Origin of the sequence: Zobellella aerophila (genome assembly GCF_039539325.1) — a bacterium.
Taxonomy (GTDB): domain Bacteria; phylum Pseudomonadota; class Gammaproteobacteria; order Enterobacterales; family Aeromonadaceae; genus Oceanimonas; species Oceanimonas aerophila.
In genome coordinates, this window is the sequence record NZ_BAABCX010000008.1 from 109,751 (window position 1) to 116,639 (window position 6,889).

The 6,889-nt window shown below is 57.5% G+C and carries 6 protein-coding genes; all 6 read left to right on the top strand.

The window, feature by feature from the left end; genetic code table 11:
* Nucleotides 1-259 precede the first annotated feature (259 nt).
* Genes ABD806_RS17385 through gmhB form a run of 6 tightly spaced genes read left to right on the top strand, consistent with a single transcriptional unit; the run spans nucleotide 260 to nucleotide 6,717 of the window.
* A complete protein-coding gene (locus tag ABD806_RS17385) occupies nucleotides 260-1,285 on the top strand; it encodes an ABC transporter permease subunit (protein WP_344960081.1) in 1,026 nt (341 codons plus the stop codon).
* Nucleotides 1,278-2,324 (top strand): ABC transporter permease, encoded by a 1,047-nt coding sequence (locus ABD806_RS17390; RefSeq protein ID WP_344960082.1) that lies wholly within the window; start codon nucleotides 1,278-1,280, stop codon nucleotides 2,322-2,324. The genes ABD806_RS17385 and ABD806_RS17390 overlap by 8 nt, the downstream gene beginning before the upstream one ends.
* A 9-nt stretch (nucleotides 2,325-2,333) precedes the next feature.
* The gene (locus tag ABD806_RS17395; protein WP_425583173.1) at nucleotides 2,334-4,139 is read left to right on the top strand and encodes an extracellular solute-binding protein; all 1,806 of its coding nucleotides are present in this window, start codon (nucleotides 2,334-2,336) and stop codon (nucleotides 4,137-4,139) included.
* Complete coding sequence (locus tag ABD806_RS17400) at nucleotides 4,139-5,119, top strand: ABC transporter ATP-binding protein (RefSeq protein ID WP_344960084.1); 981 nt, start codon at nucleotides 4,139-4,141, stop codon at nucleotides 5,117-5,119. Before ABD806_RS17395 ends, ABD806_RS17400 begins: the two co-directional genes overlap by 1 nt.
* Nucleotides 5,116-6,159, top strand: coding sequence for an ABC transporter ATP-binding protein (locus tag ABD806_RS17405; RefSeq protein ID WP_344960085.1), 1,044 nt, complete (start codon nucleotides 5,116-5,118; stop codon nucleotides 6,157-6,159). The genes ABD806_RS17400 and ABD806_RS17405 overlap by 4 nt, the downstream gene beginning before the upstream one ends.
* Nucleotides 6,160-6,717, top strand: coding sequence for a D-glycero-beta-D-manno-heptose 1,7-bisphosphate 7-phosphatase (gene gmhB, locus ABD806_RS17410; protein ID WP_344960086.1), 558 nt, complete (start codon nucleotides 6,160-6,162; stop codon nucleotides 6,715-6,717). It abuts the gene before it with no gap.
* The last annotated feature ends 172 nt before the right edge of the window (nucleotides 6,718-6,889 follow it).

Genomic DNA, 6,889 nt, shown 5'->3' on the forward strand with positions numbered 1-6,889 from the left:
CAGTGGATGCTAAGCCGTCTGGACGTCTGAGTCAATGTAAATTTCCCTGCCTGCCATCGGCCGTATCAGGCTGGTGCGTATCTTGCTATCTTTATTCCTAATGAGATAGGGTAGGCTTAGGTCTCCAGGTTCGGCTGGTAGCCTGAAGTTGCAGCTCGCCAAAGATCCAGATGGGTGCGTGTTCGACTCGGGCTGTCTTGAGGCAGGCGCCTGAGCCGCAGCCGGCTGGCATGGATGTTTTCGGCATATAAGGATACCTATGGGCCAGTACTTTCTGCGCCGGTTATTGTTACTGATACCTACCTTTATTGGCATTACCCTGGTGGTGTTCGCCATCACCCGTTTTGTCCCCGGAGGTCCGGTCGAACGCATGCTGATGCAGTCGCAGCTGGCGGGCAGCGAAACCAGTCAGTATTCCTCCAGCCGTGGCGGCCAGGTATTGTCGGAAGAGCAAATCGAAGAACTCAAGGAGTTTTACGGTCTGGACAAGCCGGTATTTGAGTCCTACTGGGAGTGGCTCAACAAGCTGGTACGGTTCGATCTGGGCCATTCGACCCGCTACTATGATCCGGTCTGGGAGTTGATCAAGGAACGACTGCCGGTGTCGGCTTTCTTCGGGATCAGCACCTTTATCCTCAGCTATCTGGTGTCCATCCCGCTGGGTATCCTCAAGGCGCTCAAACATAACAGCCGTTTCGACAGCATCAGCTCCATGCTGATCTACGCCGGTTATGCGCTGCCGGCCTACGTGGTGGGCATCTTCCTGCTGACGGTGTTCGCCTTCCAGCTGGGGTGGTTCCCGATGGGCGGTTTTGTCGGTGATGATTTTGATTATCTGGACGGCTTCTGGCCCAAGACGTTCAACCTGTTCCATCATGCCCTGCTGCCGTTGATCGCCTATGCCATCGGGGACTTTGCCGTGCTTACCATGACCATGAAGAACAGCCTGCTGGAAAATCTGTCCGCCGATTATGTACGCACCGCCGTGGCCAAGGGGCTGCCGTTTCACAAGGCGGTCACCGGCCATGCCCTGCGCAACAGCCTGATCCCCATCGCCAGTCATTTCGGCAATGTGATCTCGGTGTTTTTCGCCGGTTCTTTTCTGATCGAGGTGATCTTTAATATCGACGGCCTGGGTCTGCTGGGCTACGAGGCCGTGGTGGAACGGGATTATCCGGTGGTGATGGGCATACTGGCGATCACCTCGCTGCTGATGCTAGTGGGCAATATCTTGTCGGATATGTGTGTGGCGCTGGTGGATCCGCGGGTGCGCTTCGATGGCTAGCTTGATCTCGGAACTCACCCGCAAGAAACTACGCCGTTTCCGGGCTATCAAGCGGGGCTATTATGCCTTTTGCCTGTTTGCCCTGATGGTGCTGCTGGCGCTCTGTGCCGAGCTGTGGGCCAACAACCGGGCGCTGCTGGTCAAGTACGAGGGCCGGATCTATTTCCCTACTTATGGCGCTGTGATCACCGGCGATACCTTTGGCCTCGGCTATCGCTACGAAACCAACTACCGGGAGCTGAAAAAGGTGCTGGCCGAACGGCCCGACGACTGGGTGCTGCTGCCCCCTGTGCCCTGGAGCCCCTATGAGCAGGATTACAGCACCGGCAGCTTTCCACCCAATGCCCCCAGCCTGGAGAGCCGGCATTTCCTCGGCACCGACAATTCGGGGAGGGACATATTGGCCCGCCTGGTCTACGGTTTTCGTACCGCGGTCGGCTTCGCCTTTATCGCCCTGACCGCCAGCTACACCATAGGGGTCATCATCGGTTGCCTGATGGGATTTTTGGGTGGTAAGTTTGATCTTATCTTTCAAAGGTTTATCGAAATCTGGTCACAGGTACCCTTTTTATACGTGATCATGATACTGGTGTCCCTGACCCAACCCAACTTCACCCTGTTCGTAGCCATCAACGTGCTGTTCGGCTGGATGGGCATCACCTGGTATATGCGAACCCTGACCTACAAGGAAAAAGCCCGGGACTATATCCTTGCCGCCCGGGCCCAGGGCGCCGGACTGCTCCGTATCATCGTTCACCACATCCTGCCCAATACCCTGGTGATGATAGTCACCCTGGCGCCTTTTACCGTGGTGGCCAATATTTCTTTGCTGACGGCGCTGGACTATCTGGGCTTTGGTCTGGCGCCGCCGACCCCCAGTTGGGGGGAGTTGCTGCGCCAGGGGGTGAATAACCTGGATGCACCCTGGATAGTGGCCTCTGTGGTGACCGCCGTGTCCTTGGTGTTGATTACCGTGTCTTTTATCGGGGAGGCTATCCGGGAAGCCTTCGATCCCAAACATTTTTCGCGTTATGAATAGGCAGGGAAGATGATGAAAAAGCTCATGTCGATAATCACAGTGTGGTGCTGTGCCTTCGGTCTGCTGGCCGCGGAACTGCCGGCCGGCCTGCAATGGGAAACCAATAATGAGGATCCCATCTTCGCCTCTCCCGAGGCTAAGCGGGGGGGGGTGTTCAACATGATGATGACCAGCTTCCCGCTGACGTTCCGCACTGTGGGGCCGGACTCCAACGGCGGCTTCCGTTCTTTTGTGCTGGAAAACCAGCTGGGCCTGTACAGTATGCACCCGGATACCGATAGGCCGATTCCGGCACTGGCCACCCACTGGGCCTTCGGCGATGATCACAAGACCATGTATTTCAAGTTGAATCCTAGGGCGCGCTGGTCCGATGGCCAGCCGGTGACCGCCGATGACTTTCTATTTGCCCTGGAATTCATGCGCTCGGAGGTAATACGGGCGCCCTGGTATAACAACTACTACACCGAAGAAATCGTTGATATCACTAAATATGACGAGCACACCATTTCGGTGACCGCGGGCTCGCCCAAGAGCCGGCAGGAGTTGCTCAATACCGTCGGCCTGACTCCTCAGCCCAGGCATTATTATGAAATGAGCGACGATTGGGTGCGCAAATACAACTGGGCCGTGGTGCCGGTCACCGGCGCCTATGTCATCGATGAGGTGAAACGTGGCCGCTTGATCGGCTTCAAGCGACTGGATGACTGGTGGGGTAATGAACTGACCTATTATCAGCACCGCTTCAATGTCGATGAGATTCGCCTGACCGTGGTGCGGGATCTCAACATTGCCTATCGCCATTTCCTGCGCGGCGAGGTGGATACCTTCGGCCTGGTGTTGCCCGAATGGTGGCATGATAAGACGGACACCCCGGAATATCGCAATGGCCTGATCAACCGTATCTGGTTCTATAACGATATACAGCAAGGTCCCCAGGGCATTCACCTGAATACCTCTCATCCCAGGCTGCGGGATATCCGGGTGCGGCAGGGCATCGCCCATGCCATCAACATGCAGCGCATGCTGGACACCATCTTGCGGGGGGACTATGAGCGGATGCATACCTTCGGCACCGGCTACGGTGATTTTATCGACTATGATATTCGTGCCCGGGAGTTCGATATCACCAAGGCCCGAGCCCTGTTTGCCGACGCCGGCTACGACCGCCAGGGGCCCGGCGGCATCCTGATGAATGGCGAGGGTGACAGGCTGAGCCTGGCCCTGACCTATACCACCCAGGAACACACATCCCGGCTGGCGATACTGCGGGAAGAGGCGCGCAAGGCGGGGTTGGATCTGCAGCTGAACCTGGTGGACGGGGCGACTGGCTTCAAGGTGATGCTGGAGAAAAATCATGAAGCCGCCTGGTTGGGCTGGGGCGGCGGCGGCCTCTATCCCCAGTACTGGGAGTTTTTTCATTCGGTCAATGCCGACAAGCCCCAGACCAACAACCTTTTCAATATCAGTGATCCCCTGCTGGATCAGCTGGTTGAGAGTTACAGGATCACCTTCGAGTTACAGGATAAGGCCAAGATTTCCCGGCAAATCCAGCGACGGGTAGATGAGCTGGCGATTTTTATCCCCGGCTATCAGGTGCCCTATACCCGTGAAGCCTACTGGCGTTATGTCAAGTTGCCAGATTCGAAAGGAACCAAGCAATCCCCCTCCTTGTTTTGGCCGATGGAAGGCTATCCCTACAGCACTGGGGGACTATTCTGGATTGATACGAAGCTGCAGGACGAGCTCAAGGCTGGCGGCAAGCAATATGAGTCGGTGCTGGAGGTGGTTGAAACCTGGCGGCGTAAGGAGTCCTGATGGGCCCGCTGTTAACGGTTGAACACCTGGCGGTCAGCTTTACCACCGAAGAAGGGGCCTTTCGGGTGGTTGATGACGTCAGCTTCTCGGTATTGCCGGGGCAGACCCTGGGGCTGGTGGGGGAGTCCGGTTGCGGTAAGAGCGTGACCGCCCTCAGCCTGTTGGGGTTGCTGCCCAGGCCGGCGGGGCGGGTGGTGGCCGGGCGAGCCCTGTTCCAGGGGCAGGATCTGCTGGCGCTGAGTGCCGAACGGCGCTATCACATCCGTGGCAACAAGATAGCCATGATCTTTCAGGAGCCGATGACGGCACTGAACCCGGTGCATACGGTGGGGCGGCAGCTGATGGAGGTATATCGATTGCACAGGCCCGAGCTCGGCAAGGCGGCGCAAAAACGGGCGGCCCTGGCGATGCTGCAGCAGGTGGGGCTGCCGGAGGCCGAGGCCCGGCTGAAGTCCTATCCTCACCAGTTGTCCGGGGGCATGCGGCAGCGGGTGATGATTGCCATGGCCCTCGCCTGTGAGCCGGACTTACTGATCTGCGATGAACCTACCACGGCGCTGGATGTCACCATTCAGGCACAGATCCTCCATCTCATTAAAGCGCTGCAGGAAAAAACCGGTATGGCGGTGATCTTTATTACCCATGATCTGGGGGTCGTTGCCCAGGTGTGCGACCAGGTACTGGTGATGTATGCCGGGCGCAGTGCCGAGCAGGCCGGTGTCTATGATATTTTTGAACGCCCCCTGCACCCCTATACCCGGGGGCTGCTGGCGGCCATCCCCCGCCTGAGCCACCCCAACAAGGCCATCCTGCCCACCATCAAGGGCCAGGTGCCCTCTATCGAGGAGCAGGTGAGCGGGTGCCGTTTTGTCAACCGTTGTCCCCACGCCACCGCCAAATGCGTGACCCAGCCCCGTGCCGAGCTGGACGGTAAAAACCACAGCGTCTGGTGCCATCATTGGCGGGAGTGGGGCCAATGAGTACCTTGCTGAAGGTCGAGGGGTTGAAACAATACTTTACCCTGGGGGGAGGATTGTTGCGCAAGGGGCGGATCCTCTATGCGGTGGATGGGGTCAGTTTTGAGCTGGAGGCAGGCAAAACCCTGGGATTGGTGGGAGAGTCGGGCTGCGGCAAGTCGACGCTGGCGCGTGCCCTGCTCAAGCTGGAGGAACCGACCGACGGACGCATCCTGTTCGAAGGGCAGGACATCACCCATTTTTCTCCTTCCCGGATGCGGCCCTTACGGCAAAAGATGCAGATGGTATTCCAGGATCCGCAAGAATCCCTCAACAGTCGACATACCATAGGCACCGTGCTGCAGGAGCCTTTTGTCATTCATGGCCTGGGCAATGCCAGGGAAAGACGGCAATGGGCCGAAGACTTGCTCCGCCGGGTCGGTTTGCCGGTATCGGCCTTCGATCGCTATCCTCATGAGTTCTCCGGTGGTCAGCGTCAGCGTATCGGTATCGCCCGGGCCATGGCCCTGCAGCCGCGCCTGCTGATATGCGATGAGGCGGTGTCGGCCCTGGATGTATCGGTGCAGTCACAGATCCTGAATCTGTTGCTGTCTCTGCAGCAGGAGCATGGCCTGGCCATGCTGTTTATCGCCCACGACCTGTCGGTGGTGAAACATATCTCCGATCAGATTGCGGTCATGTACCTGGGGCGTATCGTTGAACAGGCGCCGGCCGAGGAACTCTATCATTCACCGCGGCACCCTTATACCCAAGCGTTGATCGCCGCCATCCCGGAGCCGGACCCGAGATCCCGCAAGGCGCCCATCATGCTCAGTGGTGAGTTACCCTCACCGGCCGCTCCACCTTCCGGCTGCCATTTTCGCACCCGCTGTCCCTATGCCGGCGAACGTTGTCGCCTGGAGGTCCCCCTGTTGGAAGGGAGGGAGCACAGGGTTGCCTGTCATTATCATCGGGAGATAGCATCGGGAAAACGTCAGCCAAAACCTCAGGGCATATGTCATACTGTGGCCCTGAACGAGCAGGCACAACCTAAGGATTATTGAGTGACTAAACCGGCAATTTTTCTCGACCGCGATGGTGTAATCAACCAGGACACCGGCTATGTGTCACATTCCGACGACTTTATCTTTATCGATGGCGTGATCGAGGCGTTGAAGACCCTGAAGCAAAAAGGCTATCTGCTGGTGGTGGTCACCAACCAATCCGGTATTGCCCGTGGCCTGTTTACCGAAGATGACTTTATGACCCTGACCGAGTGGATGGACTGGTCGCTGGCCGACCGGGGAGTCGATTTGGATGGTATTTATTTCTGTCCCCATCATCCGACCGAAGGCAAGGGCCCCAACACCCAGGCCTGTGATTGTCGCAAGCCGGCTCCGGGCATGTTGCTGGATGCCACTAACGAACTGGGCATCGATCTCGACGCCTCCTATATGGTGGGCGATAAACTTTCCGACTTAAAGGCGGCCGAAGCGGCCGGGGTCAAAACAAAAATCCTGGTTAGAACCGGTAAGGCGATTACTCCGGAGGCGGAAGCCATGGCCGATCATGTCTATCCCTCCCTGGTGGAATTTGCACAGCAAGTCGCCAAACTGGCGTGATTAACTGCAAATGGAGCAAAAAAAGAACGAACGGTGTGAGGGGGGCAAAAAAGCCCTTGCGCAAAAATCGCGGCTCCCTATAATGCGCATCCACTGACACGGGGCAAGCCGCTCACGGTCACAAGGGTTGAAACAAAACGAAATAAAGTTTGCTTCAGCGCTTGACGAATTA